This is a genomic window from Chromobacterium sp. ASV23, from assembly GCF_016428945.1.
GTDB classification, from domain to species: domain Bacteria; phylum Pseudomonadota; class Gammaproteobacteria; order Burkholderiales; family Chromobacteriaceae; genus Chromobacterium; species Chromobacterium sinusclupearum.
This window is the reverse complement of the sequence record NZ_JAELTR010000007.1, coordinates 19539-45194: the sequence shown is the minus strand read 5'-3', so window position 1 is coordinate 45194 and position 25656 is coordinate 19539. Positions and strand designations below refer to the sequence as shown.

Genomic DNA, 25656 nt, shown 5'->3' with positions numbered 1-25656 from the left:
TGACCGCGGTGTCAGACCCCAGGAAAATCCCCATGGCTTAAGCAGACCGTACTGGCCATTCCTGACAATCCATGCCACGATGCCGCCCTTCCCAAGCCACGACTGGCGGGTTATGCTGGACCGCATGCCGCAGATCCCCGCCCAAACAACAAGGGAGAAGCCACATGATACGCCTTTACCATAATCCCAAATGCTCGAAATCCCGCGCCGCGCTTGCCCTGTTGGAAGAGGCCGGCGCCGAGATCGAGGTTGTCGAATACCTGAAACATCCTCCCAGCCCGGAGGAGTTGGACCAACTGTTAAACTTGCTGGGGATGGAGCCGCGCGAGCTGATGCGCAAGAAGGAAGAGGAATACGCCGACCTCTACCTGGACGACATCACGCTGGAGCGCAAGCACCTGATTACCGCGATGGTGGACAACCCTAATCTGATCGAACGCCCCATCGCCGTCCGCGGCAACAAAGCCGTCATCGGCCGGCCGCCGGAGCAAGTATTGAATCTGCTGCGCGACTAAGGCCGCGCGGATCGTCCATCCCATGCAGCGGGATGGATCAGAAATAGGCGATGTCGTCAGCGGCATGCGCAGGATGCGCCAGGCCCGCTGGTCACGACATCAAACCGTTTGGCTAACACTCACGGCCCTTTCCGCCAGGAAAGGGCCTTTTGCATTGGCACGGCAAACAGGACAGGTGCGTGTACATTCCGCCACAGCGGCTCGTCGATCTCGTCAGTCACGTTATTGTCACTTGCAAAATAGTAACTCATGTTACTAAAATCGCCACATGAGCCCAAACAAGTCATTTTCCCAGCTCGAACAGGCCATCAACCGGGTGGAAGCGCGCTTCCCCGGCACGCCGCGCCAGGAAGTCATCCTGACCCGGCTGCTGTTCCACATCATGCCGCGCTTGAGCACCCATCTGTGCGACAACCTGAAACAGCACGGCTTGAACGAAACCGTCTGGATGGCGTTGCTGGCCTTGTACGCCTGCCCCAACCAAACGTTGAACCCGTCCGACATCAGCGAAACGCTGGACTCCTCGCGCACCAACGCCACCCGCATCGCTGACGAGTTGGTGAAGAACGGCTGGGCGGCCCGCTCGGCCAGCGCCGAAGACAGGCGCAAGATCGTTCTAGAGCTGACACCGACCGGTGTCGCGCTGGTCGAGAGCCTGCTGCCATTCTCCCGCGAGGTGCACAAGCAATTGTGGGCGGACTTCGACGACGACGAAAAACAGATTCTGGAACGGCTGATGCGCAAGTTGTTGCGCCAATTGGGCGGCTGAGCCAGACGCGCCTTCATTTGCCCGAATAATAACTGTCGTGATTATCGCGCGATAAATCATGACGCGACCGACACACATCGATTGGAGACCGACAAGGTGAACAAGAAATCATGGCCACAAACCGCCGGGGCGCTGCTGCTTAGCGCCGTGATCGGCGGCTGCGCCAGTTTCGGCCCCGACGTCACGCCTGACCAGGCGTTGAGCGCCGAACAGCTGAAGCTGGCCGCGCCGGGCAAGCAGAGTGTGAGCGCCGACTGGTGGCGCCAGCTGAATGACCCCACCCTGAACCGCCTGGTGGACGCCACGCTGCAGGACGCGCCATCGCTGAAACTGGCCGCGGCTCGCCTGCGCCAGGCCCGCGCCGCCGTCGGCATCGTCGAAAGCAAGGACGGCCCGCAACTGGATGCCACCGCCAATGCCGTTGATCTGCATTACGATCCGCTGCAGCCGCTGCTGAAAAAAGACCATCTGACCGCCTACACCGCCGCGCTGGTGGGCAGCTGGGAATTCGATTTCTGGGGCAAGAACCACGCGGCCGTCAGCGCGGCGCTGGGCCAACAGCAGGCCATCGCCTTTGAAGGACAGCAAACCCGCCTGCTGCTGACGCAAGCGGTGCTGGCCCAGTACACCCAATTGCAGCGCAATCAAGCGCAGGCCAAGCTGATCAGCCAACGTCTGGCCATCGCCGAAAGCCGCCGCGCGCTGACCCAGGCTCGCGTCAACGCCGGCCTGTTGCCGGGCGACAATCAACGCGGCAATGAAGTGTCGATTGATCGACTGCAGCAGCAGCAAAGCGCGCTGAACGCCGACATCGAACGCAATCGCCACGCGCTGGCCGCGCTGACTGGCCAAGGCCCGCAGGCCGCAGCCGGCCTCGATGCCGCGCCGTTGGCGCTGCCGCCGGCCCCGGCGCTGGACAGCCTGAATGCCGACCTGCTGGGCCGCCGTCCCGACATCGCCGCCCAGCGCGCGCGCGTGGAGTCTATGAGCCAATCGGTCAAGGAAGCCCGCGCCGAGTTCTACCCCAACGTCAAGCTGACGGCTTTCGCCGGACAGAGCTCGCTGGAACTGGATCAACTGTGGAAGAGCAATTCCTCGCTGTGGGGCTTCATGCCTGCCATCAGCCTGCCGATCTTCCATTCCGGCCAGCTGCAGTCCAACCTGGCCAAGCAACAGGCCGGCTACGACATGGCAGTGCAGCAATACAACCAGACGGTCGTCGATGCGCTGCGCGACGCCGCCGACAGCGTGTCCGGCTGGCAGAGCAGCCAGCGTCAGCTGCAGCAGGCCGAACGCGCGCTGAACAGCAGCCGGCGCGCCAGCGACGCGATGGCCGCGCGCCTGCGCGCCGGCCTGGTCAACAAGCTGTCGCTGCTGGACGCGCAAGACTCGCAGCTGAGCCAGCAATCCATCTACATCGACGCCACGGCCGCCAATCGTCTGGCCTGGGCCTCCCTGAACACCGCTTTGGGCGGCGGCTTCCAAACCGAGCCCGCCACCCGCTAAGGACACAAAACAAATGGATCAGAAACTGGAAACCGCCAAGAGCCGCAAACGCAATCTGCTGGTCGCCTCCACGGTGTTCGCCGCCGTCGCCATCGCCTATGGCGCTTACTGGACCCTGGTGTTGAGCCACCAGGAAAATACCGATGACGCCTATGTCGGCGGCCATCTGGTTCAAGTCACGCCGGAAGTCGGCGGCACCGTCGCCAAAGTCATGGTGGACGATACCGTGGCCGTTAAGGCTGGCCAGGTGCTGGTCAGCTATGACAATAGCGACGCCGAGCTGGCCTTCGAGCGCGCCCGCAATGAATTCGCCCAGACCGTGCGCCAAACGCGTCAGTTGATGGCCAACAGCCAGCAGCTGGACGCCCAGGTCGCGCTGCGCCAGGCCGAGCTGTCCCGCGCCGAATCCGACCTGAAGCGCCGCAAGCAGCTGGCCGGCAGCGAGGCGATGTCGGCCGAGGAGCTGGGCCACGCCAACGACGCCGTCGCCGCGGCCCAGGCTGCGTTGGCCGCCGCGCAAGAACAAGCCAAGGCCGGCCTGGCGCTGGTGGGCAAGGATGCGCTGGCGCAGCAGCCGGCGGTGAAAGCCGCCGCCAGCCGCCTGAAGGAAGCCTGGCTGGCGCTGCAGCGCACCGAAATCAAATCGCCGCTGGCCGGCACCGTCGCCCGCCGCAATGTGCAGGTGGGCCAGCGCATCGCCGCCGGCACGCCGCTGATGGCCGTGGTGCCGCTGGAAAACCTGTGGGTGGACGCCAACTTCAAGGAAGGCCAGCTGGCCAAGATCCGCGTCGGCCAGCCGGTGGAGCTGAAATCCGACCTGTACGGCGGCAAAGTGGTCTACCACGGCAAGGTGCAGGGTCTGGCCGCCGGCACGGGCAGCGCCTTCTCGCTGTTGCCGCCGCAGAACGCCACCGGCAACTGGATCAAGGTCGTGCAGCGGGTGCCGGTGCGCATCGCGATGGACCCGCAGGATCTGAAGAATCACCCGCTGCGCGTTGGCCTGTCCATGGACGTGGTGGTGGACACCAGCAACCAGGATGGCAAATCGCTGGCCGAAGCCGCGCCGGCGCAAGCCCCGAGCGAACATAACGGCACGCTGCCGGACTTGAAGCAGGCTGACAAGCTGGTGGCCGAGATCCTGGCCGCCAATGCCGGCAAGTAAGGACGCCCGCCCATGAATCAACCGCCACTGACCGGCTCGAAACTGGTCTGGATCACGCTGGCGCTGTCGATGTCGGTGTTCATGCAGGTGCTGGACACCACCATCGCCAACGTGGCGCTGCCCACCATTTCGGGCAACCTCGGCGCCGCTACCAGCCAGGGCACTTGGGTGATCACCTCGTTCGGCGTGGCCAACGCCATTTCGGTGCCCTTGACCGGCTGGCTGGCCAAGCGCTTCGGCGAGGTGAAGCTGTTCACCGCCTCCACCCTGCTGTTTGTGCTGACCTCCTGGCTGTGCGGCATGTCCAGCAGCCTGGAAATGCTGATTTTCTTCCGCGTGCTGCAAGGCGCGGTGGCCGGCCCGATGATTCCGCTGTCGCAGAGCCTGCTGCTGTCCTGCTATCCGCCTGCCAAGAAAGGCATGGCGCTGGCGCTATGGGCGATGACGGTTATCGTCGCGCCGGTATTCGGCCCGATTCTGGGTGGGATCATCAGCGACAACTGGCACTGGGGCTGGATCTTCTTCATCAACGTGCCGGTGGGGCTGGCTGCCGCCTTCGTCTCCTGGCGCATCCTGAAGAGCCGTGAAACCGACACCTTTGACCTGCCTATCGACAAGATAGGCCTGGCCTTGCTGGTGATCGGCGTCGGCTCGCTGCAGATGGTGCTGGACCGCGGCAAGGAACTGGATTGGTTCAATTCCACCGAGGTGATCACCTTGGCGGTGGTGGCCGTGCTGGCCTTGGTCTATCTGGTGATCTGGGAGCTGGGCGAGGACCACCCCATCGTCGACCTGACGCTGTTCAAGGAGCGCAACTTCACGGTCGGCACCATCGCCATCAGCCTGGGCTTCATGCTGTACTTCGGCGCCGTGGTGCTGCTGCCGCTGATGCTGCAGACCCAGCTCGGCTATACCGCCACCTGGGCCGGCCTGGCCGCCGCGCCCATCGGCCTGATTCCGGTGGTGCTGTCGCCCATCATCGGCAAGAACGCGCACCGCTGGGACATGCGCTGGCTGGTGACGCTGAGCTTCAGCGTCTACGCCATCTGCTTTTTCTGGCGCAGCAACTTCAACACCCAGATGGACTTTTCTTATGTGGTGTGGCCGCAGGTCGTGCAAGGCATAGGCGTGGCCTGCTTCTTCATGCCATTGACCACGATCACGCTGTCCGGCCTGCATCCGTCGCGCATCGCCAGCGCTTCCAGCCTGTCGAATTTCTTGCGGATTCTGGCGGGCAGCATCGGCACCTCGATCACCACCACCATGTGGGACCGCCGCGAGGCGCTGCACCACTCCAAGCTGACTGAACATGTGACGCAATACGATCCGGCCTCGGTCTCCTGGTTCGACGCGATGAGCAAGCTGGGTCTGGGCACCACGCAGCAGCAGGCGCTGACTCAGCTGCAGATCACCCAGCAGGGCTACATCATGGCGGCCAACGAGATCTTCTGGGTGTCCGGCATCCTGTTCGTGCTGCTGATCGCCCTGGTGTGGTTCGCCAAACCGCCGTTTACCGCCTCCGGCGGGGATAGCGGGGCGCATTAGCGTTAAAGCCATGGGATCAGCCGCGAAAACCACGAAACGACACGAAATATCGACATCAGACTCCAAACCGTTTTCACAAACACGAGACGGGGATCGATCCAGTTGTGTTCGTGTTCTTTCGTGGTTTTCGTGGCTATTCCGTATTACTTCAGAAATCCGTCAAACGCCTCCATCCCGCGGCTGACCGCCTTGTCGCGGTGCTGCACCCGGAACAGCGTCCGCGTCAGCAAGGGAAGGTTTGCTTCCACTTCCACCACGCTGCCGGCCGCCAGCAAATCCGCCACCACGTGACGGGACAAACAGCTGACGCCAAGGCCGGCCGCCACCGCATGCTTGATCGCCTCCGAGTGGCCCAGCTCCATGCCGATGGCCAGCCGTTTCAAGTGGGGCAGCAGCACCCGTTCCACTTCCTCGCGGGTGCCGGAACCGGGCTCGCGCAGAATCCACGACGCGTCGGCCAGTTCATCCGCCGTCACCTTGCGCCCTGCCAGCGGATGATCGACGGCGGCAAACACCAGCAATTCATCCTGCCGCCATGCATTGGCCAGCAGCTCCGGGTGATGGCAGGGGCCTTCTATCAAGCCGAAATCGACGCGGAACGCCGCCACCGCTTCGACGATGTCTCGGGTATTGGCGACGTCGAGTTCCAGCCGCGCCTGCGGCCAGTCCTTGCGGAACGCGGCCAGCAGCGATGGCAGCAGATAGTTGGCGATGGTGGTGCTGGCGCCGATGCGCAGCGCCAGCTCGCCGCCGCTGAACAGCCCCTGCACGTCGCAGGCCGCATCCAGCAGCGCCCGGGCGCGCGGCAGCAGCAAGCGGCCATGCTCGTTGATCAGCAGCCGGCGGCCGACGCGGTCAAACAGCTTGACGCCCAGCCCCTGCTCCAACTTGTCCAGCGCCTGGCTGGCCGCCGACTGCGTCAGCGCCACCTGCTCGGCGGCGCGCGTGACGGTATCCCATTCCGCAACCGCGACGAACACTTCCAGTTCGCGCAGGCTGATGTGCAGGCTCATGCCGCCTCCAAAACAGTTTTTCTAATTGTATATATTAATTTTATCCGTTTTTCTACTTACACAGCTGCGCGTATCGTTAGGCATATAGCAAAGAGGCATGAACATATGACTAACTATCGCAATATTATTCCCGGCCTGGCGCTGTCGCTGGGTCTGGCGGGCGCCGCCATCTGGGCGGCCGATTTGCCGGCGATGAAAAGCCTGGGCTTCTCAGCCCTCACCATCGCCATCGTCGGCGGCATGATCATCGGCAATACCGTCTATCGCTTTATCGCCGTGCCCAGCCATCAAGGCATCGCCTTCTCCAAGCAAAAACTGCTGCGCGCCGGCATCATCTTGTTCGGCTTCAAGCTAACGTTCCAGGACATCGCCGCCGTCGGTTTCTCCGGCGTGCTGATCGACGCGCTGGTGCTGACCTCCACCTTTCTGTTGGCGTACTGGATTGGCCGCAAGAAGCTGGGGCTGGACGAGCAGAGCGTGATCCTGATCGGCGCCGGCAGCTCGATCTGCGGCGCCGCCGCCATCCTGGCCACCGAGCCAGTGCTGAAGGCTCACGCGGAAAAAGTCGCGGTCGCCGTCGCCACCGTGGTGGTGTTCGGCACCGCCGCCATGTTCCTGTGGCCAATGATGTTCGAGGCGGTGCGCCACCTGGGCATTTCCGAATTCAGCTACGGCCTGTTCGCCGGCTCCACCATTCATGAAGTGGCGCAAGCGGTGGCCGCCGGCAAGTCGGTCAGCGACGCGGCGATGAATACCGCGGTGATCACCAAGATGATACGCGTGATGATGCTGGCGCCGTTCTTGATCGCCCTGTCCTCCTGGGTTGCCAAGAAACATCGCGGCAACACCCATGAGAAGACCGGCATCAGCATCCCCTGGTTCGCCGTCGCCTTCCTCGCCGTCGCCGGCTTCAACTCCTTCAGCCTGCTGCCGCACACGCTGGTGCAACAGATCATCGCGCTGGACAACCTGCTGCTGGCGGCCGCCATGGGCGCGCTGGGCATCACCACCCACGTCTCAGCCATCCGCCAGGCCGGCGCCAAGCCGATGCTGCTGGCTAGCGCGCTGTTCGGCTGGTTGATCATAGGCGGCGGATTGATCAATATGGGCGTGCTAAGCCTGCTACGCTAATCCCAACAACGCTCGCCAAGCCCCTGCCAGTCAGGGGCTTCTTGCTAGTCGGCTCTTGGGCGGCGCAATCGCTTTCGTAGACCAAGGAGAAAATCGATGAGTCACTCCCCCTTTATTGCGCTGCTCCTGGCAAGCACGCTTTGGCTGTGCGCTCCGCTGGCTCAAGCCGCCAGCACGGAACCCGCTGCAGGAACAGAATCCGTGCGCGCGGAGGTCTTGCTCAAAACTAGCGCGTCATGGGATGGCAAGGCCTACGCAGCCTATCCCGAAGGCAAGCCGGAGCTGACCTTGCTCAAAATCACCATTCCGCCTCACACCAGCTTGCCTTGGCATACCCACCCCATGCCCAACGCCGCGTATGTGCTGTCCGGCTCCTTGACCGTGCAGAAAAAAGCCGATGGCCTGCAAAAGCAATTGCGCGCAGGCGATACCCTGCCGGAAATGGTTGGGGAAACGCATCGCGGCTTCACCGGCGATGAAGCGGTGGAGCTACTGGTTTTCTATGCCGGCAGCCCCGGCATGGCGCTCAGCCATCAAGCCGATTGAACCAGCCAATAAATAAAGCCGCCCGGCATTGCCGGGCGGCTTTCGCATTACCCTGTGATCATTCAAATCAGCATGGGCATTTCTTCATGGACTTGCCGCCGTAGCGCTCTTCCTGGCAACGGAGGAGAAAAGCCTCGCGGCTCATCACTTCAGCCTCGGGATTGAAACGTCGCCGACTGACCACATAGGCATCGTAATCCTTGACCCCCACCATCAAGCGTGCGGTTTGGGCCAAGGTTTTCCAGATCTCAGCCATTTGCCTCTCCTTGCCGGTATACCGCCGGCACTTCCTTGGTGGTGACCCATTTCACGGCCAAAGACTTGCGTATCACATGCAGGCCGAACAGCAGCATCGCCACCACCACCGCGATGAACATGGCAGTCAGCGTGGCATCCACATAATCATTGAAGATGATCTGCTGCATTTGCGCCATATTCTTGGCCGGGGCCAGCACTTCGCCCTTGGCCGCAGCGGCAGAGAACTTTTCGGCATGCGCCAGGAAGCTGATCTTGGGGCTGGCGTCAAACAGCTTCTGCCAGCCGGCGGTCAGCGTGGCCAGCAGCAACCAGAGCGTCGGCAGCGCGGTCACCCATACGTAGCGGGTCTTCTGCATTTTCACCAGCACCACCGTGGCCAGGATCAGCGCAATGCCGGCCAGCATCTGATTGGCGATGCCGAACAGCGGCCACAAGGTGTTGATGCCGCCCAGCGGATCGACCACGCCCTGGTACAGGAAGTAACCCCAGGCGGAGACGGCCAGGCCGGTGGCGACGAAGTTAGCCACCCACGATTCGGTATTCGCCATCGGCTTGACGAAGAAGCCCAGCAAATCCTGAATCATGAAGCGCAGCACGCGGGTGCCGGCGTCCACCGTGGTCAGGATGAACAGCGCTTCGAACAGGATGGCGAAGTGGTACCAGAAGGCCATCATGGTCTTGCCGCCGATCACGCCGGACAAGATGTGCGCCATGCCCACCGCCAAGGTCGGCGCGCCGCCGGCGCGGGACAGCACGGAATGCTCGCCGACATCGGTCGCCAGTTGCGTCAGCGCATCCGGCGTGATGACGAAGCCCCAGCCGGAAATCACCTGCGCGGCGTCGACCGCGGTTTTGCCGATCACGGCGGCAGGGCTGTTCATGGCGAAGTACACGCCCGGATCCAGCACGCAGGCGGCAATCAGCGCCATGATAGCGACGAAGCTCTCCACCAGCATGGCGCCGTAACCTATCATCCTCGCCTGGGTTTCATTCTCGATCAGCTTCGGCGTCGTGCCGGAGGCCACCAGCGAATGGAAGCCAGACACCGCGCCGCAGGCGATGGTGATGAACAGGAAGGGGAACAAATTGCCGGCGAACACCGGGCCGCTGCCATCGATGAACTTGGTGACGGACGGCATGTGCAGCGGCGGCGCCACGATCAGGATGCCGATGGCCAGGCCGACGATGGTGCCGATCTTCAGGAAGGTGGACAGGTAGTCGCGCGGCGCCAGCAGCAGCCAGACCGGCAACACCGAGGCGATGAAGCCGTAGCCGATCAGCACCCAAGCCAGCGTGGTGCCCTTCAGCGTGAACAGCGGCGCCAAGGTGGCGCTCTTGGCCACGTCGCCGCCGTAGACGATGGCCAGCATCAACAGGATGAAGCCCAGCACCGACACCTCGCCGATCTTGCCCGGCCGGATGAAGCGGCTATAGACGCCCATCAAGAGCGCGATCGGAATGGTGCAGGCGATGGTGAAGGTGCCCCACGGGCTGTCGGCCAGCGCCTTGACCACCACCAGCGCCAGCACCGCCAGCAGAATCACCATGATCATCAGCACGCCGATGGAAGCGATCACGCCAGGGATGTCGCCCAGCTCCTGGCGGATCATCTCGCCCAGCGACTTGCCGTCGCGGCGCATGGACAGGAACAGAATCAGGAAGTCCTGCACCGCGCCGGCCAGCATGACGCCGACCAGAATCCATAAGGTGCCGGGCAGATAGCCCATCTGCGCCGCCAGGACGGGGCCCACCAGCGGACCGGCGCCGGCGATGGCGGCGAAGTGGTGGCCGAATACCACCCATTTGTTGGTGGGCACGTAATCGAGCCCGTCGTTGAATTTTTCCGCCGGCGTCAGCCGGCGCGCGTCCAGCTCCAGCACCTTGTCGGCGATGAAGCGGCTGTAGAAGCGGTAGGCGATGGCATAGACCGACAAGGCGGCCACCACCAGCCATACCGCGTTGATCGTCTCTCCGCGGTTCAGCGCCATCATGGCGAAGGCCGTCGCCCCCGCCAGCGCCACCAGCAGCCAGACGACGCACTGCTTGATCTGTTGCATAAGGAGTCCCTGTTCTCTATCTCCCCCAGCTTTCCTTGACGGGCAGCCCATCTGCCGGCCGGTGTCCGGGTATGGTTCTATACTATTGATTTTGTCGACATGCGGAATGAAACTCAAGAGAAATTAGAGCCAATATCCTATTGAATGTCTTTATTTTGCCAGCGCTTATTTTCCGCGCCCTGCCCAACGCGAAAACATCCTGCCTATACCAGCCATGGCCAGGGAAATTGCACCACTCCATATCCCACCAAAACGGCTGAAGCGGCAGCCAGGCCAATAGGCCAGCGCCCGGCGGCCGGCTTCAAAACCGCGAGCGGATCGGCGTCATTTGAAAAACGACTTTGCACAGGCGCTAAAACCCCGACTGCCAAGTATTCAAACGCGTGTTACTATTTTTGCCCAAGGGATCGAAAAACTCGGACGCAATGGCACAACACATTCTCATCGTGGAAGACGACGCCAGGCTGGCGGAATTGATCGCGGCCTATCTGACCAAGCATGGTTATCAGGTTAGCCTGCATGGCCGCGGCGACACCGCGCCGGCGGTCATCCTGGACACCCGGCCCGACCTGGTGGTGCTGGACGTGATGCTGCCGGGCCGTGAAGGCTTCGACGTCTGCCGCGACGTTCGCCCGCACTACAGCGGCCGCATTCTGATGATGACGGCGCGCGACGAAGACGTGGATGAAATCCTCGGCCTGGAACTGGGCGCTGACGATTACCTGGCCAAGCCGGTGGAGCCGCGCCGGCTGTTGGCGCGCATCCGAGCCCTGCTGCGGCGCAGCGGCGCGCAAGCGGAAGGCGGCGGCGTCGTGGTGGAGAACGACAGCATCACCTTCGGCCAGTTCCGCATCAGCCAGGCCACGCGCGAGGCGCTGCTCGGCGACGAGCAGATCGAGCTGACCACGGCCGAATTCGACCTGCTGTGGCTGTTGGCCACTCACGCCGGCCAGGTGCTGTCGCGCGACGACATCATGAGCGAGCTGCGCGGCATCGGCTTCGACGGCCTGGACCGTTCGATCGACGCCCGCATCTCGCGGCTGCGCCGCAAGCTGGGCGACAACCCCGACACCCCGGCCCGCATCAAGACCGTGCGCGGCAAGGGCTATTTGTTCTCGCGCAGCGACTGGGAATAAACCATGTCGCCGAAAAAGCTGCGCGTCTGGTTCAAGCCTACGCTGGGCACCCTGTTCGCACGCTACTTCCTGATCACCATGCTAGTGGAGCTGTTGATCATCATCGGCTTCGGCTTTCTGGTGACCAAGCTGTATGAAACCAGCGATCAGTCCAGCCGAGTGCATTTCATGAACGGCACCGTGTCGCTGATTCAAGACCGGCTGCTGCAGCAACCGCCGCAACGCTGGGATGCCGAACTGGCCAATCTGTCCAGCCGCTTCAGCTACCCCTTGCGGCTGGTCGATCAGCCACCGACCGACATCGCCAAGGACGCCGCTCCGCTATTGCGCCAGGGCAAACCGTATCTCGACAGCGACAACCAGCTGCTATATGTGACGATGCCGGGCGACAAACGCCTGCTGGCGCTGGGCCCGCTGGATGTGCAATCCAGCGAGAGCACCTGGATCAGCGAGGACATTCAGGTGCTGCTGATCTGGATGCTGCTGTCCGGCAGCACCCTGGGCACCCTGCTCTATTTCATTCTGCGGCCGCTGTGGACCGATCTGCTGGAAGTGAGGCGCACCGCCGAGGCCTTTGCCGAGGGCGACTTCAGCGCCCGCGCGCGCTCCGCCACCAGCCGGCTGTTCGCGCCGCTGCCGCTGGCCTTCAACAGCATGGCCTCGCGGCTGGAGCGACAGATGGAAACGCGCCAAGCGCTGTCGCACGCCATCGCCCATGAGATTCGCACCCCCATCGCCCGGCTGCGCTTCGGCCTGACCATGCTGGAGGAGGAGGAAGATCCCAAGGAATGGCAGCGCTACCGCGACGGCATGGAGCGCGATATGCAGGAGCTGGAAGAACTGATCAATTCCAGCATGGAATTCTCCAAACTCAGGCGCAGCGAGGTTCCGCTGCACCTGGAGACGATCGATCTGTTCGACTGGTTCGACGACCTGATCGACCTGGTCACGCCCCTGAAACCCGCCAACTTGGCCTTGACGCTGGACTGTCCGCACGAGGACGGCGCCTTCGACCGCAAGCTGATGTACATCGCCACCCGCAATCTGCTGCTGAATGCCTTCAAGTACGCCCACGCCCAGGTCAGGATGAAGGTCTACCACCAAGGCGAGCAGTTGATCATAGAAGTGGACGATGACGGCTGCGGCATTCCGGAGGAAGACTGCGACAAAGTGTTCGAGCCCTTCCTGCGGCTGGATCGCAGCCGCGACCGCGCCACCGGCGGCCATGGCCTAGGCCTATCCTTCGTCCGCTTGATCGCCGAACACCACCACGGCCAGGCCAGCGCCGGCGCCAGCGATCTGGGCGGCGCGCGCTTCCGCATGATCATTGCGCAACCGTCGCTGCCGCCGCAATAAGTCACTCACCGTCACAAAGCGCCGACAGGAAGCCAACAGACCGCTTACCGGCCATTCCGGATAATCCCATCATCAACTCATCAGGGATTATGCAGAATGGTTTCCACTCGACCGGCGGCGTTGCTGGTACACGGCCTAGGCGGCACCGCTTATGATTTGGGCGCGCTGGGCCGCACGCTGGAGGACGCCGACATCGTTACCCACTCCCCGGTGCTGCCCGGTCACGGCGGCTCGCCGGAAGACCTGCTCAGCGTCGGCTGGGAGGATTGGGTGGAAAGCATTCGCAAGGAATACCGCGCGCTGAAGGCCAAGCACAAGGTGGTGCACTTGGCTGGCGTCTGCCTGGGCGGCCTGGTGGCGCTGGAAGTGGCGCGCCGGGAAAACCATCAGGACAAGCTGGCGCTGTACGCGCCGCCGATGTTCCTGGACGGCTGGAGCCTGCCCAAGCTGACTTGGCTGCGCCATGCGGTTTATCACATCCCGCGCTTGGCCAAGAAGATGCGCGTGCCGGAGGTGTCGCCGTTCGGCATCAAGAACGTGCGCATCCGCAAGGCCATCCAGCAGCGCTTCGAGCGCGGCGATCGTTTCCACTACGCCTACATCCCGCTGGCCTGCATCCGCGAAGTGGACCGCCTGCGCCGCCAGCTGAAGCGCCATCTGCACGAAATCACCTGTCCGACACTGATCGTGCACGCCGACGAGGACGACATCACCAGCCCGCGCTCCGCCCACTACCTGATGCAATACCTGGGCGGCCCGGTCGACTTCATGCCGCTGTCCAACAGCTACCACATGGTGATGGTGGACAACGAACGCGCCGAGGTGCTGCAACGCAGCCTGAAATTCTTCAACGCCGCCCCGCAACCGAAGGCGGCAGAACCCTCTTACGGCTGGACCGCCTACGTGGCGGCCTGAACGCCGGACTCAGTTCCATCCCTTTGTACGATTCGGCCCGCCGCTAGGCGGGCAATTTTTTGATTTCCGCGCCATGGCGGCAACCGGGCAGCATAAGCGCCGGCTCTGCTACAATCGCCCTCTGTTACCCCGATCCACGGACCCCGACATGAGCCACCCGCACAGCGACGCCGTAAAAGCCTTTCTGCTCGACCTGCAAGACCGCATCTGCGCGGCGCTGGAGGGCGCGGACGGCGATGGGCGCTTTGTCGAGGATGCCTGGCAGCGCGAGGCCGGCGGCGGCGGACGCAGCCGCGTGCTCAGCAACGGCGCAGTGTTCGAGCAGGCCGGCGTCAACTTCTCGCATGTCCATGGCGACGCCCTGCCCGCCTCCGCCACCGCGCACCGCCCCGAGCTGGCCGGCCGCCGCTTCGAGGCGATGGGCGTGTCGCTGGTGATCCATCCGCATAACCCGCACGTCCCCACCAGCCACGCCAATGTGCGCTTTTTCATCGCGGAGAAAGAAGGCGAGGCGCCTGTGTGGTGGTTCGGCGGCGGCTTCGACCTGACGCCGTTCTACCCGGCGCGGGAGGACGTGGTGCATTGGCACACGGTGGCGCGCGATCTGTGCGCGCCGTTCGGCCCCGAGGTCTACCCGCGCTACAAGAAATGGTGCGACGAATACTTCTACTTGAAACACCGCAACGAGGCGCGCGGCGTCGGCGGGCTGTTCTTTGATGATCTGAACGAATGGGGCTTCGACCAGAGCTTCGCCTTCATGCAAGCCGTGGGCAACGGCTATCTGGATGCCTACCTGCCCATCGTGGACAAGCGCAAGCACACCGCCTGGGGCGAGCGCGAGCGCCAGTTCCAGCTATACCGCCGTGGGCGTTACGTCGAATTCAATCTGGTATGGGACCGCGGCACGCTGTTTGGCCTGCAGTCCGGCGGCCGCACCGAATCCATCCTGATGTCGATGCCGCCGCTGGTGCGCTGGGAATACGGCTACCAACCGGAGCCGGGCAGCGCGGAAGCCCAGCTGTACACCGATTTCCTGCCAGCGCGCGACTGGGTGTGAACCAGCATGGGCTGGCCTTCGCGCAACCCACAGCGGCGGCGGGATCGGGTATCCTAGCCGGTTTGCTGGCCTAAGCGCCTTCTGACAAACGACTCCGGAATCATCGATGCACCACTCCAAGGCCACTGACCTGCCCCGCGCGCTGGAAACCGCGCTCTGGCTGCTGTTCGCGCTGATCTGGTTCGGCAGTCTCGGCTACCGCGGCCTGATCCACGCCGACGAGGGCCGCTACGCGACCATCTCGCTGTTCATGCTGCACAGCGGCGACTGGATCACGCCCCGGCTCAACGGCTTGCTGTATTTCGAAAAGCCCATCCTGCAATACTGGATGGGCGCGTTGAGCTTCGCCGCCTTCGGCGTCAACGAGTTCGCCGCCCGCTTCTGGCCGGGCCTGACCGGCTTCCTCAGCGTGGCGGCGGTGGCGCTGACCGCGCGCAAGCTATGGGGCGTGGACGCCGGCCGCTATGCCGCGCTGGCGGCAGGCGGCATGGCCTGGATCATCGCCAACAGCCATTTCCTGTCCTTGGACATGGGCGTCAGCTTCTTCCTGACCGCTGCGTTGTGCGGCTTCCTGCTGGCCCAGCGCGACGGCGCGAGCCGCGCGGAAACCCGCTGGGCGATGTGGCTGACCTGGGCGGCCATGGCCGGCGCGGTGCTCAGCAAGGGCCTGATCGGCCTGCTGATTCCCGGCGCCACGCTGGTGCTGTACAGCCTCGTCAACTGGCAGTGGGCGTTCTGGAAACGCATGCACTGGCTCAGCGGCCTGGCGCTGTTCTTCGCGCTCACCGCGCCGTGGTTCGTGCTAGTTTCGGAACGCAATCCGGACTTCGCCCACTTTTTCTTCATCCGCGAACATTTCGAACGCTTTCTGACCACCGAGCACAAGCGCACCGGCGCGCCATGGTATTTCGTGCCCTACCTGATTCTGGGCCTGCTGCCGTGGACCACGCTGCTGCCGCGCCTCGTCAAGGAGGGCTGGGCCGATCGCGCCGCCGGCCTGCGCGTCGGCCGCCTGCTGTTGATCTGGAGCGTGTTCATCTTCGCCTTCTTCAGCAAGTCCAGCTCCAAGCTGCCGTCCTACATCCTGCCGCTGTTCCCGGCGCTGGCGCTGCTGCTGGCGCACAGCTTCAGCCGGATGGCGCCGCGCGAGCTGAAAAAACACATGATTCTGCCGGCCCTGCTGTGGCTGGCGCTGCTGGCCGCCTGGCCGTTCGCCAGCCGCTTCGCCAACGCCGACTCGCCGCTGGACGTGATCCTGCCGTTTGCCCGCTTCATCGCCGCCGGCGCGGCGCTGTTCCTGATCAGCGCGGTCTTCGCCTGGCGCGCGCTGGGCCGCCAGCAGATGCTGGCGGCCGTGGCCGCGCTGTCCTTTGGCAGCCTGCTGGCGGTGACGCTGGCCGCCAGCGGCCACGACAGCTATGGCCGCCTGAAGGGCAGCAAGGCAATCGTCGCGCAAATCCAGCCGTATCTGACGCCGGACAGCGAAATCTACTCCGTCCGCTACTATGATCAGACCTTCCCGTATTACGTAGGCCGGCCGGTGACGCTGGTGGAATTCGTCGACGAGTTCGAGTTTGGCGAAGGACAGGAGCCGCAACGCTGGATGCCGCATATCGGGCAGTTTGTCGAACGCTGGCGCGCCGCGCCCAAGGCCGTGGCCATGCTGGGCGACGATACCTATCAGGAGCTGCTGAAACAGGGCCTGCCGATGAAGGTGATCTATCAGGACCCGCGGCGCATGGTGGTGGCGAAGCCTTAACGCGCTCAATAAGACTTTTGCCACCAAATCCAGCAAAGACTTTGTTCGTGTTGTTTCGTGGATTTCGTGGCTCATTAAGATTAAGACATGAAACTGATTGAATTTGGATTGATCCTGTTCGGCGTGCTGCTGAATGCCGCCGCGCAGCTATGCTTGAAGGCCGGCGTGCGCCAGATCGGCCACTTTGATTTTTCGCTGGCCAATGCCTGGCCGACCGCCTGGTCGCTGGCCACCAATCTGCCCATCATCGGCGGTTTGTCCTGCTATGTGGTCAGCGTGGTGGTGTGGATCATGGCGCTGTCGCGCGTCGAGGTCAGCGTGGCCTACCCCATGCTGTCCATCGGCTATGTGGTCAACGCGCTCTTGGCCTACTGGATGTTTGGCGAGGCCCTCACCGCGCAGAAGCTGATCGGCATCGCCGTGATCATCGTCGGCGTGGTGCTGGTGGCGCGCAGCTGATTTTTTTGCCACGAAAACCACGAAAGCACACGAACACAATCTCAACGCTTCGTCTTGCCTGGTTGCGCCAGCAGTGGCCGCATACTATTACGCGTTAAGTTTTTCCCGTGTTATTTCGTGGTTTTCGTGGCCATAAGAAAAGGTTTTGAAAAGACACTTATGGATTTTCTGCCGTTTACCCGTCCCGCCATAGACGAGGACACCATCGCCGCCGTCGGCGAAGTTTTGCGCTCCGGCTGGATCACCACCGGCCCGCGCTGCCAGCAGCTGGAAGCCGAGCTGTCCGCCTTTTGCGGCGGCCGCCCGGTGCGGCTGGTTTCATCCGCCACCGCCGCGTTGGAGATGGCGCTGCAGATCGCCGGCGTCGGCCCCGGCGACGAAGTCATCACCAGCCCGCTCAGCTGGATCGCCACCGCCAACGTGATCCTGAAAGTCGGCGCGACGCCGGTGTTCGTCGATGCCGATCCGGCCACGCGCAATATCGACCTCTCCAAGCTGGAAGCGGCCATCACCCCGCGCTGCAAGGCCATCATTCCAGTGGACCTGGCCGGCCTGCCGGTGGATCGCGACCGTCTGTACGACATCGCGCGCCGCCATGGCCTGCGCGTGGTGGAAGACGCCGCTCAATCGATGGGCGCCAATTGGCAGGGCCGGCGCATCGGCAGCGAGGGAGACTTGATCTCGTTCAGCTTCCACGCCAACAAGAACATGACCAGCGGCGAAGGCGGCTGCCTGGTGCTGAACAATGCAGAGGAAGCGCGGCTGTTCGAGAAGCTGCGGCTGCAGGGCGTCACCCGCTTCGCCGACGGCACCATGGACGTGGACGTGCTGGGCGGCAAGGCCAACCTCACCGACATCGCCGCCGCGATCGGCCTCGGCCAGCTGAAACAGCTGGATGGCTTCAATGCCCGCCGCCGCGAACTGGCCAAGCTGTATTTCGCCCACTTTGACCGCTCGCTCGGCTGCGAGCTGCCGCCGGCGGACTTCGAGCAGTCCAACTGGCACATGTTCCAGCCGCTGCTGCCCTTGCAGCGGATGAGCATCAGCCGCGGCGAGTTCATCGCCCGCATGAAGGCCGAGCACATCGGCGTCGGCGTGCATTACCCGGCCATGCACCTGTTCACGCTGTTCCGCGAGAAGGGTTACGCCGAGGGACAATTCCCGATGGCAGAAGACGTCGGCGCGCGCACTGTCACGCTGCCGCTGTTCCCCGCCATGCGCGATGAAGACGTGATCCGCGTCTGCCAAACCTTCAGCGCCGTGCTGCGCGCCGTTTTACACTGAGACTCATGAATACCGCCATCAACCTTTCCGTCGTCATCCCGGTCTACAACGAACAGGACGTGCTGCCGGCGCTGTTCGACCGCCTGTACCCCGCGCTCGATGCGCTGAACCTGCGCTACGAGATCGTGTTCGTCAACGACGGCAGCCGCGACAAAAGCGCCGCCATGCTGGCCGATCAGTTTGCCCAGCGGCCGGACGTCACGCGCGTGGTGCTGTTCAACGGCAACTTCGGCCAGCACCGCGCCATTCTGGCCGGCTTCGAGCACAGCCGCGGCGAACGCGTGGTGACGCTGGACGCCGACCTGCAGAACCCGCCGGAAGACATCGGCCTGCTGCTGGCCGAGATGGACAAGGGCCACGACTACGTCGGCTCCATCCGCCGCCAGCGCAACGACAGCCTGTGGCGCCACGTGGCCAGCCGCGCGATGAACCGGCTGCGCGAGAAGCTGACCCGCATCAAGATGACCGACCAGGGCTGCATGATGCGCGCCTACAGCCGCCGCATCATCGACACCATCAATCAATGCAATGAGCTGCACACCTTCATTCCGGCGCTGGCCTACCAGTTTGCGCAAAATCCGACCGAAGTGACCGTTGGCCATGAGGAGCGCTTCGCCGGCGAATCCAAGTACTCGCTGTACAGCCTGATCCGGCTGAACTTCGACCTGATGACCGGCTTCTCCATCGTCCCGCTGCAATGGTTCTCGCTGCTGGGCATGGCGGTATCCGCCGGCTCGGGCCTGCTGGTGGTCTACCTGCTGCTGCGCCGGCTGATCCTGGGGCCGGAAGTGGGCGGCGTGTTCACGCTGTTCGCCATCGCCTTCTTCCTGATCGGCATCGCGCTGTTCGGCATCGGCCTGCTGGGCGAATACATCGGCCGCATCTATCAAGAAGTGCGCTCGCGCCCGCGCTATGTGATCCAGGCGGTGCTGGAACAAAAGGGAGAGCAGGCATGAAGGCCGTGGTTTTCGCCTACCACAATGTCGGCGTGCGCTGCCTGAAGGCGCTGATCGGCCGCGGCGTCGATGTCTCTCTGGTCGTCACCCACCAAGACAACCCAAACGAAAACATCTGGTTTGGCAGCGTGGCCCAGGTGGCGCGCGAACACGGCATTCCCGTCATCACGCCGGACGATCCAAATACGCCGGAAGTGGTGGAGCAGGTCCAAGCCTGCCAGGCGGATTTCCTGTTCTCCTTCTATTACCGCCACATGCTGAAAGCGCCGCTGTTGGAAGCCGCCCGTCGCGGCGCGTACAATATGCACGGCTCGCTGCTGCCCAAGTACCGCGGCCGGGTGCCGATCAACTGGGCCATCATCCATGGCGAGACCGAAACCGGCGCCACGCTGCACCAGATGAACGTCAAGCCGGACAACGGCCCCATCGTCGATCAGATGGCGGTGCCCATCCTGCCGGACGATACCGCCGACGAAGTATTCGCCAAGGTCACGCTGGCGGCGGAAATGGTGTTGTGGCGCAGTCTGCCCGGCCTGATCGCCGACAGCGCGCCGCATATCCAGCAGGATTTAAGCCTGGGCGGCTATTTTGGCGGGCGCAAGCCGGAAGACGGCCGCATCGATGGACAAGCCCCGGCTGCGCAGATGCACAACTTCGTGCGCGCGCTGACGCGGCCATTCCCCGGCGCCTTCGCCGACACCGCCGCCGGCCGCCTGCTATTGTGGAAAACGCTGCGCGCAGGCGAATCCAAACCAGCCGCGCGCGCCGAGCTTTACGCCGCCGACGGCCAGCTGTGGCTGCGCTGCTCCGACGGCGGCCGCCTGATGGTGCTGGAAGTGGAACTGGAAGGTATTCCGCTGACTGCGGACAACTTCGCCGGCCGCGTTGGAACCGACGCGCTGACGCTGTAAAAGAATTCGATTATTCCGCCTATGGGCGAGTGAGGACATCCAATGAAAAAAGTACTGATCCTGGGCGTGAACGGTTTCATCGGCCACCACCTGACCAAGCGCATCATCGAGACCACCGACTGGGAAGTCTACGGCATGGACATGCAGGATGACCGCGTGGCCGAGTGGAAAGACCATCCGCGCTTCCACTTCTTCGAGGGCGACATCACCATCAACAAGGAGTGGATCGAATACCACGTCAAGAAGTGCGATGTGGTGCTGCCGCTGGTGGCCATCGCCACGCCGTCCACGTATGTGAACAACCCGCTGCGCGTGTTCGAGCTGGACTTCGAGGCCAACCTGCCCATCGTGCGCCAATGCGTGCAGTACAAGAAGCACCTGGTATTCCCGTCCACTTCGGAAGTCTACGGCATGTGCCACGACGAGGAGTTTGATCCGGAAAATTCTGAGCTGATCTGCGGCCCGATCAACAAGCCGCGCTGGATCTACTCCTGCTCCAAGCAGTTGATGGACCGCGTCATCCACGCCTACGGCATGCAGGAAGGCCTGAATTATACGTTGTTCCGCCCCTTCAACTGGATCGGCGGCGGCCTGGACAACATCAACACGCCGAAGGAAGGCTCCAGCCGCGTGATCACCCAGTTCCTGGGCCACATCGTCCGCGGCGAAACCATCAAACTGGTGGATGGCGGCAATCAAAAGCGCGCCTTCACCTATGTGGACGACGGCATCAGCGCGCTGATGAAGATCATCGAGAACAAGGACGGCAAAGCTACCGGCCAGATCTACAATATCGGCAACCCGGCCAACAACTACTCCATCCGCGAGCTGTCGCAAATGATGATCGACCTGGCACGCGTCTACCCGGAATACCAGCTGAACGCCGACAAGGTCAAAGTGGAAGAAACCACCTCCGGCCAGTATTACGGCAAGGGCTATCAGGATGTGCAAAACCGCGTGCCCAAGATCGACAACACCATGGCCGATCTGGACTGGAAGCCGAGCGTGACCATGGCCGACGCCCTGCGCGGCATCTACGACTACTACCGCGACCAAGTGGCCGCCAGCCGCGATCTGTCTGTGTAATCCCCAAGCCGTAGGGCGGAAGCCCGGCTCTGCCGGGCGTTCCGCCGCGCGCCCGCGAGCCTCTGATGGCGGAACGCCCCTTTGGGGCTTCCGCCCTACCCACTACGAGAAAAATGGGCCTTTACGATGATTTGCTGAGCCGAAAAGGCACAGGAACCCCGTTTGATAAGCTTGCTCAACTTCCAGCCGAGCAGGCGCCCATCTTGTCGCCTAAATTGGCCCTTCCCCAAGATTACATTTCGTTCTTGCTCGAAATAGGATCAGGAGAGCTCGGGGCTGCAGCATATATGCTTTATGCCAGCCTCGTTGAACCAGAGGAAATCTATGGGGAGGCTCATGAAGGACTGGATAGCATTTTTATATTTGGGGATGACTTTCAAGGATTTAATACAGGCTTTAGAGTGAATGACTGGAGTGTTGTAGAGATCGACCCCAGCAATATGACCACTCATGTCTTAGCCCCCAGTTTCCAAGTTTTTATAAGAAGAAAAATTGCTGAGTTGATCTAACAACAATGATCCAGCCCTACCACCCCGCCTGGCCGCAACGCTTCGCCGACGAAGCGGCGAAACTCCGCGCCGCGCTGGGCAAGCTGGCGAATCAAGCCGTCGTCGAGCACATAGGCAGCACCGCCGTGCCCGGCCTCTGCGCCAAACCCATCATCGACACCATGCTGGGCCTGCCGCGGCTGAGCGATCTTGAACCGTATTTCGCGGCGCTGTCCGCCATCGATTTCAACCATCAGCCGCAAATGGCGGCTGCCATACCGGACCGGCATTATTTCACCCAGCCCGCCCATCCGCCGCGCCAAATCCATCTGCATGCCGTGACTCTGGACTCGGATTTTTGGCGGGACAAGCTGCTGTTCCGCGACGCGCTGCGCGCCGACTCCGCGTTACGAGAACGCTACGCCGCGCTGAAGCAACAATTGGCCGAGCAATACGGCGACGACCGCGCCGGCGACACCGAAGCCAAAAGCGGCCTCATCAACGCAGCGCTGGCGGCGGCAAAACGGTAAACTGGCCGCCAACTACAGCTTGGCGGAACGCCCGGCATGGCCGGGCTTCCGCCCTACTTTGACACCATGAAAAAACTCGCACTCAAAATAGACGTCGACACTTGGCGCGGCACCCGCGAGGGCGTGCCGCGGCTGATGGACATGCTCAAACGCCACCAGGCTGGCGCCACCTTTTTGTTCAGCCTGGGCCCGGACCACACCGGCCGCGCCATCAAGCGCGTGTTCCGTCCCGGCTTTCTGTCCAAGGTATCGCGCACTTCCGTGGTGGAGCACTACGGCATCCACACCCTGCTGTACGGCACCGTGCTGCCGGGGCCCGACATCGGCAAGCGCGAGGCGGCCTTGCTGCGCGGGGTGCGCGACGCGGGCTTCGAAGTGGGCATCCACTGCTGGGACCACATCAAGTGGCAGGACTACGTGGCCGGCAAGGATGCGGCCTGGACCCGCGCCGAAATGAAAAAGGCCGCCGACCGTTTCCGCGAGATCTTCGGCGAACCGGCGCGCACCCATGGCGCGGCCGGCTGGCAGATCAACGACGCCGCGCTGGCGTACCAGAAAGAGCTCGGCATGCTCTACGCGTCCGACGGCCGCGGCACGCATGCCTTCCAGCCGGTGGACGCCGCCGGCCAGCCGCTGGGCGTGCCGCAGCTGCCCACCACGCTGCCGACGCTGGACGAACTGATCGGACTGGACGGCCTCAGCAACGACAACGTGCATGAGCATCTGCTGAAGCTGACTGAAGCCACGCCGGAAACCGGCCACGTTTACACCCTGCACGCGGAGCTGGAAGGCATGCGGCTGATGGACACCTTCGACCGCCTGCTCTCCGGCTGGAAGCGCCAGGGCTACGAGCTGGTCAGCTGCATCGATCTGTTCCACAGCCTGGATGCCGCCGCGCTGCCGAAAGGCCGCGTCATCATGGGCGAAATCCCCGGCCGCAGCGGCACGCTGGCGCTGCAGGCGTAAGCCACACATCGCCCTCAAGACAAAACCCGCCGATTGGCGGGTTTTTCGCATATTGGGCTAGCCACTCACGCGTCTTTTGGCGAGGGGCCGTACTGATTGCCGCCAGCTTGACTATCCTGGCAGTGAAACACCAGCAAGATGAGGACGCCGACCACAGGGATGAACATGATCCACATCCACCAGCCGCTGCGGCCGATATCGTGCAAACGGCGCATAGATACGGCTAATGACGGCAGCAATAGCGCCAGTGAATAAATATTTGTCAGCCACTGGCTCTGACTGCCCAGCACACGGTGCTGAATGACCAACAACATAAGACTGATGATCAGATTGGTCAGCGCGAAATACCAATACTCCTGGCGCCGCGCGCGGCCGCTGAACACCGCGTACTTGGACAAAACTGAGAAATACCAATGCATCGTGATTCGCTTTTCAGGTTCGCGGACAGGCACGCATGCTGATGCCGCGCCGCAGGACTCCATTTCAAGGCATGCCTTTGCATGCTACAAGCATGTTAATGCCATGTAAATGAGCATCCTATGCTCTCGAACCATCCAGGAGCCTCACCATGGACATCGCCCAAATCGAACGCCTGCTGCTGCTCAACCTGGCCTTTCATTACGCCATCCTGATCCTCTGGTTTGGCGTTTTTCATTGCTTCCACGGCTGGCTGTACCGGCTGCACAGCCGCTGGTTCCGTCTGTCCGAACCGGCCTTCGATCTGCTCAACTACGGCGGCATCGGCCTCTATAAAATCCTGGTTCTGGTGTTCAACCTGGCGCCGCTGGCGGCGCTGTGGCTGGCATCGCGCTAAAGCCCACCTCCCCCGCAAGCACCGACGAGTCAAGACCACGCGCTTGGGTCAATACGCATTTCATGCTCTAAAAATATTTACATTGATTATATAATTTTAATTAATTATGCTTTTAAGCTTGCCAATCAGCCAAATGGAAGCAGCCCATGCTCAATGCAATCAGCTCATCGTCCTCCCCTGTCGCAACAAGCCCGCGCTCAGACGCGGCCAAGCCGGTCACCACGGGAAGCGCCACTATCCCCGGCAGCGTGGAAACGCAGATTTCGCCGCTTGCACGATTGCTAGCAGACAGCACCCAATTGATGGAAACCCGAGTAAGCAGCATGCCTCCCTCGGAGCAAAAAAGCCTAGCAGACCAGGCGATGAACCAGATCAGCGGACCCTCTTACCACGCTCGCCAAAACGAATACGACAGGCAAACACCGCAAAGCGATGACCCCGCGCGACTGCAATTGGCAGCATCTGCAACCGCCTTCCTTCATGCACGCCAAGGCGGCAAAGAAAACGTACCCAATCCCTTCTCGGGTTTAAGCCGAGAACAATTAACCGCCATCGTCAATGACGACAGCGGACGTTTTACTGTCAATGAACGGCGCGCCGCAGACTATGCCGCCAGCGATCTGGAACAAGCCTGGCGACGCCAAGCAGTGCAAGCCGCCCGTGCAGAATATGAAAGCTCTGGCACCCGGCGTGGATTCTTCGAGGAAGTATTGCGCCATTATCAGAACCTGCCGGTATTAGAACAGGCGCGTTATCCATCAGATTACGTCGAACAGTTGAAAAATCGAATCAGACTAGAACCTGAGATCGTGAATCACAATCGAGAGGACGCAATCTGGTTGCCCATTCGCCAGTTAGACAAAGACCCTATTTCCAACCCGCAAGCAAAACCAATATAAAACGCAAGCACCTTCTGACTGCACTCGCGCTGTCGATCGTCTCAACTAGCATACTGGCAGGCTCTGCCGTTACCATCACATTCAAAAATCAAAGCCAAAGGGATGTCAGCTACCAGCCAATCGGCAAAAATGAGAACGAAACCTATGCCAATGCCGCACCCAAGCCCGGTAAATTGGTCAAGGCCAACTCCAGCGACACCTATCTTGTCAGCAGCCCACTCAGCCCCGACGTCAACTATGCCTTCGTCCGCTACACCGACGGCATCCGTCAATGCGAATTCCGTACCACCTTCGTCAACGCGCCCAAGCCGGGCGGCCTCTTAAATAACGGCGTCATTCCGAAAGTGCCGCAATGGAACAAGACGGCCACCGGCAGCGGCGGCGCCTTCTGCAACGCCGAAATCACCTATTACAATCCGGCCACGCTGGAATGGTCGGTCGAGTTCACCATGCGCTAAGCAAAATCCCTGATCCTACACAGCGCCTCCTTGCCATCCTCTCAGTACTGCCTGAGTCGGCGCGTTGGCTCAGGTTCTCT

At 62.4% G+C, this 25656-nt stretch carries 27 protein-coding genes; 23 read left to right on the top strand and 4 right to left on the bottom strand.

The genetic code is table 11. The features are described 5' to 3' along the window. Window positions 1-164 precede the first annotated feature (164 nt). From arsC to JHD59_RS05070, 5 genes are all read left to right on the top strand, one after another. The gene (gene arsC / locus JHD59_RS05090) at window positions 165-515 is read left to right on the top strand and encodes an arsenate reductase (glutaredoxin) (RefSeq protein WP_103321219.1); all 351 of its coding nucleotides are present in this window, start codon (window positions 165-167) and stop codon (window positions 513-515) included. 268 nt (window positions 516-783) lie between these two features. Next, window positions 784-1284: a MarR family transcriptional regulator gene (locus JHD59_RS05085; RefSeq protein WP_199153393.1), complete on the top strand. Its 501-nt coding sequence runs from the start codon at window positions 784-786 to the stop codon at window positions 1282-1284. A 96-nt stretch (window positions 1285-1380) separates the two neighbouring features. After that, entirely contained in the window at window positions 1381-2790 is a 1410-nt protein-coding gene (locus JHD59_RS05080; RefSeq protein ID WP_199153392.1) for an efflux transporter outer membrane subunit, read from the top strand. A 13-nt stretch (window positions 2791-2803) separates the two neighbouring features. Further along, entirely contained in the window at window positions 2804-3952 is a 1149-nt protein-coding gene (locus JHD59_RS05075; RefSeq protein ID WP_199153391.1) for an EmrA/EmrK family multidrug efflux transporter periplasmic adaptor subunit, read from the top strand. Window positions 3953-3964: 12 nt separating this feature from the next. Further along, window positions 3965-5497 carry a DHA2 family efflux MFS transporter permease subunit gene (locus tag JHD59_RS05070; RefSeq protein WP_103321222.1) on the top strand — a complete coding sequence of 511 codons (1533 nt, stop codon included), beginning with the start codon at window positions 3965-3967 and terminating at the stop codon, window positions 5495-5497. Window positions 5498-5640: 143 nt separating this feature from the next. Here JHD59_RS05070 and JHD59_RS05065 read toward each other — a convergent pair whose 3' ends face one another. Next, window positions 5641-6510, bottom strand: coding sequence for a LysR family transcriptional regulator (locus JHD59_RS05065; protein WP_103321223.1), 870 nt, complete (start codon window positions 6508-6510; stop codon window positions 5641-5643). A gap of 105 nt (window positions 6511-6615) precedes the next feature. Between JHD59_RS05065 and JHD59_RS05060 the strand changes: the two genes are divergently transcribed. Together JHD59_RS05060 and JHD59_RS05055 are read left to right on the top strand one after the other, a co-directional pair. Beyond that, window positions 6616-7641, top strand: a complete 1026-nt coding sequence (locus JHD59_RS05060) for a YeiH family protein (protein ID WP_199153390.1) — start codon at window positions 6616-6618, stop codon at window positions 7639-7641. 96 nt (window positions 7642-7737) lie between these two features. Continuing rightward, the gene (locus JHD59_RS05055) at window positions 7738-8187 is read left to right on the top strand and encodes a cupin domain-containing protein (RefSeq protein ID WP_233163905.1); all 450 of its coding nucleotides are present in this window, start codon (window positions 7738-7740) and stop codon (window positions 8185-8187) included. 67 nt (window positions 8188-8254) lie between these two features. Here the strand turns inward: JHD59_RS05055 and JHD59_RS05050 are convergent, their stop codons facing one another. Both JHD59_RS05050 and JHD59_RS05045 read right to left on the bottom strand, forming a co-directional pair. After that, entirely contained in the window at window positions 8255-8443 is a 189-nt protein-coding gene (locus JHD59_RS05050; protein ID WP_103321226.1) for a YbdD/YjiX family protein, read from the bottom strand. After that, window positions 8436-10502 carry a carbon starvation CstA family protein gene (locus tag JHD59_RS05045; protein WP_103321227.1) on the bottom strand — a complete coding sequence of 689 codons (2067 nt, stop codon included), beginning with the start codon at window positions 10500-10502 and terminating at the stop codon, window positions 8436-8438. The genes JHD59_RS05050 and JHD59_RS05045 overlap by 8 nt, the downstream gene beginning before the upstream one ends. Window positions 10503-10927: 425 nt before the next feature. Here JHD59_RS05045 and JHD59_RS05040 point away from each other — a divergent pair, with 425 nt between their 5' ends. From JHD59_RS05040 to JHD59_RS04980, 13 genes are all read left to right on the top strand, one after another. Further along, complete coding sequence (locus tag JHD59_RS05040) at window positions 10928-11638, top strand: winged helix-turn-helix domain-containing protein (RefSeq protein ID WP_103321228.1); 711 nt, start codon at window positions 10928-10930, stop codon at window positions 11636-11638. 3 nt (window positions 11639-11641) lie between these two features. Then, entirely contained in the window at window positions 11642-12994 is a 1353-nt protein-coding gene (locus tag JHD59_RS05035; protein WP_199153389.1) for an ATP-binding protein, read from the top strand. A 96-nt stretch (window positions 12995-13090) separates the two neighbouring features. Further along, the gene (locus tag JHD59_RS05030) at window positions 13091-13909 is read left to right on the top strand and encodes a carboxylesterase (RefSeq protein ID WP_103321230.1); all 819 of its coding nucleotides are present in this window, start codon (window positions 13091-13093) and stop codon (window positions 13907-13909) included. A 148-nt stretch (window positions 13910-14057) separates the two neighbouring features. Beyond that, entirely contained in the window at window positions 14058-14966 is a 909-nt protein-coding gene (hemF, locus tag JHD59_RS05025) for an oxygen-dependent coproporphyrinogen oxidase (RefSeq protein ID WP_199153388.1), read from the top strand. A gap of 106 nt (window positions 14967-15072) precedes the next feature. Continuing rightward, window positions 15073-16725: a glycosyltransferase family 39 protein gene (locus JHD59_RS05020; protein WP_199153387.1), complete on the top strand. Its 1653-nt coding sequence runs from the start codon at window positions 15073-15075 to the stop codon at window positions 16723-16725. Between the two features lie 87 nt (window positions 16726-16812). Further along, window positions 16813-17184: an SMR family transporter gene (locus JHD59_RS05015; protein WP_103321233.1), complete on the top strand. Its 372-nt coding sequence runs from the start codon at window positions 16813-16815 to the stop codon at window positions 17182-17184. A gap of 159 nt (window positions 17185-17343) precedes the next feature. Continuing rightward, window positions 17344-18468 carry a DegT/DnrJ/EryC1/StrS aminotransferase family protein gene (locus JHD59_RS05010; protein WP_199153386.1) on the top strand — a complete coding sequence of 375 codons (1125 nt, stop codon included), beginning with the start codon at window positions 17344-17346 and terminating at the stop codon, window positions 18466-18468. A 5-nt stretch (window positions 18469-18473) separates the two neighbouring features. Next, on the top strand, window positions 18474-19424 hold the full coding sequence (locus tag JHD59_RS05005) for a glycosyltransferase (protein ID WP_103321235.1): 951 nt from the start codon (window positions 18474-18476) through the stop codon (window positions 19422-19424). Beyond that, the gene (locus JHD59_RS05000; protein WP_199153385.1) at window positions 19421-20335 is read left to right on the top strand and encodes a formyltransferase; all 915 of its coding nucleotides are present in this window, start codon (window positions 19421-19423) and stop codon (window positions 20333-20335) included. Before JHD59_RS05005 ends, JHD59_RS05000 begins: the two co-directional genes overlap by 4 nt. A 42-nt stretch (window positions 20336-20377) precedes the next feature. Beyond that, on the top strand, window positions 20378-21421 hold the full coding sequence (locus tag JHD59_RS04995; RefSeq protein ID WP_199153384.1) for a bifunctional UDP-4-keto-pentose/UDP-xylose synthase: 1044 nt from the start codon (window positions 20378-20380) through the stop codon (window positions 21419-21421). Window positions 21422-21486: 65 nt separating this feature from the next. Continuing rightward, window positions 21487-21930, top strand: a complete 444-nt coding sequence (locus JHD59_RS04990; RefSeq protein ID WP_199153383.1) for an SMI1/KNR4 family protein — start codon at window positions 21487-21489, stop codon at window positions 21928-21930. Between the two features lie 5 nt (window positions 21931-21935). After that, window positions 21936-22439: a GrpB family protein gene (locus JHD59_RS04985; protein WP_199153382.1), complete on the top strand. Its 504-nt coding sequence runs from the start codon at window positions 21936-21938 to the stop codon at window positions 22437-22439. A 66-nt stretch (window positions 22440-22505) separates the two neighbouring features. Beyond that, window positions 22506-23405 carry a 4-deoxy-4-formamido-L-arabinose-phosphoundecaprenol deformylase gene (locus JHD59_RS04980; protein WP_199153381.1) on the top strand — a complete coding sequence of 300 codons (900 nt, stop codon included), beginning with the start codon at window positions 22506-22508 and terminating at the stop codon, window positions 23403-23405. 65 nt (window positions 23406-23470) lie between these two features. On the opposite strand, the gene JHD59_RS04975 is transcribed toward JHD59_RS04980, so the two are convergent. Then, window positions 23471-23887 carry a DUF805 domain-containing protein gene (locus JHD59_RS04975; protein WP_199153380.1) on the bottom strand — a complete coding sequence of 139 codons (417 nt, stop codon included), beginning with the start codon at window positions 23885-23887 and terminating at the stop codon, window positions 23471-23473. A gap of 86 nt (window positions 23888-23973) precedes the next feature. Between JHD59_RS04975 and JHD59_RS04970 the strand changes: the two genes are divergently transcribed. The 3 genes from JHD59_RS04970 to JHD59_RS04960 all read left to right on the top strand — a co-directional run bounded on the left by JHD59_RS04970 (window position 23974) and on the right by JHD59_RS04960 (window position 25576). Further along, on the top strand, window positions 23974-24219 hold the full coding sequence (locus tag JHD59_RS04970) for a DUF6868 family protein (RefSeq protein ID WP_106075770.1): 246 nt from the start codon (window positions 23974-23976) through the stop codon (window positions 24217-24219). Window positions 24220-24365: 146 nt separating this feature from the next. Next, window positions 24366-25118 (top strand): hypothetical protein, encoded by a 753-nt coding sequence (locus JHD59_RS04965; RefSeq protein WP_199153379.1) that lies wholly within the window; start codon window positions 24366-24368, stop codon window positions 25116-25118. Between the two features lie 173 nt (window positions 25119-25291). After that, window positions 25292-25576 carry a hypothetical protein gene (locus JHD59_RS04960; protein WP_199153378.1) on the top strand — a complete coding sequence of 95 codons (285 nt, stop codon included), beginning with the start codon at window positions 25292-25294 and terminating at the stop codon, window positions 25574-25576. The last annotated feature ends 80 nt before the right edge of the window (window positions 25577-25656 follow it).

Bases quoted from the DNA above. Each gene is read 5' to 3' on its own strand.
- arsC (WP_103321219.1), top strand. From the start codon at position 165: ATGATACGCCTTTACCATAATCCCAAATGCTCGAAATCCCGCGCCGCG.
- JHD59_RS05085 (WP_199153393.1), top strand. From the start codon at position 784: ATGAGCCCAAACAAGTCATTTTCCCAGCTCGAACAGGCCATCAACCGG.
- JHD59_RS05075 (WP_199153391.1), top strand. From the start codon at position 2,804: ATGGATCAGAAACTGGAAACCGCCAAGAGCCGCAAACGCAATCTGCTG.
- JHD59_RS05070 (WP_103321222.1), top strand. From the start codon at position 3,965: ATGAATCAACCGCCACTGACCGGCTCGAAACTGGTCTGGATCACGCTG.
- JHD59_RS05065 (WP_103321223.1), bottom strand. From the start codon at position 6,510: ATGAGCCTGCACATCAGCCTGCGCGAACTGGAAGTGTTCGTCGCGGTT.
- JHD59_RS05060 (WP_199153390.1), top strand. From the start codon at position 6,616: ATGACTAACTATCGCAATATTATTCCCGGCCTGGCGCTGTCGCTGGGT.
- JHD59_RS05055 (WP_233163905.1), top strand. From the start codon at position 7,738: ATGAGTCACTCCCCCTTTATTGCGCTGCTCCTGGCAAGCACGCTTTGG.
- JHD59_RS05050 (WP_103321226.1), bottom strand. From the start codon at position 8,443: ATGGCTGAGATCTGGAAAACCTTGGCCCAAACCGCACGCTTGATGGTG.
- JHD59_RS05045 (WP_103321227.1), bottom strand. From the start codon at position 10,502: ATGCAACAGATCAAGCAGTGCGTCGTCTGGCTGCTGGTGGCGCTGGCG.
- JHD59_RS05040 (WP_103321228.1), top strand. From the start codon at position 10,928: ATGGCACAACACATTCTCATCGTGGAAGACGACGCCAGGCTGGCGGAA.
- JHD59_RS05035 (WP_199153389.1), top strand. From the start codon at position 11,642: ATGTCGCCGAAAAAGCTGCGCGTCTGGTTCAAGCCTACGCTGGGCACC.
- JHD59_RS05030 (WP_103321230.1), top strand. From the start codon at position 13,091: ATGGTTTCCACTCGACCGGCGGCGTTGCTGGTACACGGCCTAGGCGGC.
- hemF (WP_199153388.1), top strand. From the start codon at position 14,058: ATGAGCCACCCGCACAGCGACGCCGTAAAAGCCTTTCTGCTCGACCTG.
- JHD59_RS05020 (WP_199153387.1), top strand. From the start codon at position 15,073: ATGCACCACTCCAAGGCCACTGACCTGCCCCGCGCGCTGGAAACCGCG.
- JHD59_RS05015 (WP_103321233.1), top strand. From the start codon at position 16,813: ATGAAACTGATTGAATTTGGATTGATCCTGTTCGGCGTGCTGCTGAAT.
- JHD59_RS05010 (WP_199153386.1), top strand. From the start codon at position 17,344: ATGGATTTTCTGCCGTTTACCCGTCCCGCCATAGACGAGGACACCATC.
- JHD59_RS05005 (WP_103321235.1), top strand. From the start codon at position 18,474: ATGAATACCGCCATCAACCTTTCCGTCGTCATCCCGGTCTACAACGAA.
- JHD59_RS05000 (WP_199153385.1), top strand. From the start codon at position 19,421: ATGAAGGCCGTGGTTTTCGCCTACCACAATGTCGGCGTGCGCTGCCTG.
- JHD59_RS04995 (WP_199153384.1), top strand. From the start codon at position 20,378: ATGAAAAAAGTACTGATCCTGGGCGTGAACGGTTTCATCGGCCACCAC.
- JHD59_RS04990 (WP_199153383.1), top strand. From the start codon at position 21,487: ATGGCGGAACGCCCCTTTGGGGCTTCCGCCCTACCCACTACGAGAAAA.
- JHD59_RS04985 (WP_199153382.1), top strand. From the start codon at position 21,936: ATGATCCAGCCCTACCACCCCGCCTGGCCGCAACGCTTCGCCGACGAA.
- JHD59_RS04980 (WP_199153381.1), top strand. From the start codon at position 22,506: ATGAAAAAACTCGCACTCAAAATAGACGTCGACACTTGGCGCGGCACC.
- JHD59_RS04975 (WP_199153380.1), bottom strand. From the start codon at position 23,887: ATGGAGTCCTGCGGCGCGGCATCAGCATGCGTGCCTGTCCGCGAACCT.
- JHD59_RS04970 (WP_106075770.1), top strand. From the start codon at position 23,974: ATGGACATCGCCCAAATCGAACGCCTGCTGCTGCTCAACCTGGCCTTT.
- JHD59_RS04965 (WP_199153379.1), top strand. From the start codon at position 24,366: ATGCTCAATGCAATCAGCTCATCGTCCTCCCCTGTCGCAACAAGCCCG.